Annotated in this window: 1 tRNA gene; it reads right to left on the reverse strand. The window is 56.2% G+C overall.

What is annotated here, in order from left to right:
* Nucleotides 1–448 precede the first annotated feature (448 nt).
* Nucleotides 449–527: transfer RNA gene (locus tag LGN19_RS39485), tRNA-Leu, on the reverse strand.

Here is a 527-nt window from a genome sequence, read left to right on the forward strand (position 1 = left end):
CCAGGAGAGGACTCGAACCTCCACGATGTTGCCACCGCTAGGACCTGAACCTAGTGCGTCTACCAATTCCGCCACCTGGGCACGTTTCGCTTGTTGCTGCATCGCGAAAGAACGCAATTATAGCGTGCCCGAAGGAGCTGTCAACACAATTTGAGGTCGCGAACGAAAATAATTTGGCGGACCTGTTTGGGGCATCGGGCAGGGTGCGCAAAGAACGCTGCGTTCGACGTGTGTCGTCGAACTTGGGATGCCGATTGGGAGCGTGAGCGCATCATTTCCGGATGCGGGAAATGAAAAGATGGAAAGCAGATGGTGGCCAGCAGGGGGGGGGGCGATCACGCCTGCAAGCGCAGCCTTTCGAGATCTCGCGCAAAGTGGGCAGGCGCTTTGTTTCCTGCGCTGGAAATGAAAAAAGGCCGGCTAGAAGCCGACCTTTTTAAAAAACAGATGGTGCCCAGGAGAGGACTCGAACCTCCACGATGTTGCCACCGCTAGGACCTGAACCTAGTGCGTCTACCAATTCCGCC

Source organism: Burkholderia sp. AU30198 (assembly GCF_020419825.1).
In the GTDB taxonomy this organism is placed as follows: domain Bacteria; phylum Pseudomonadota; class Gammaproteobacteria; order Burkholderiales; family Burkholderiaceae; genus Burkholderia.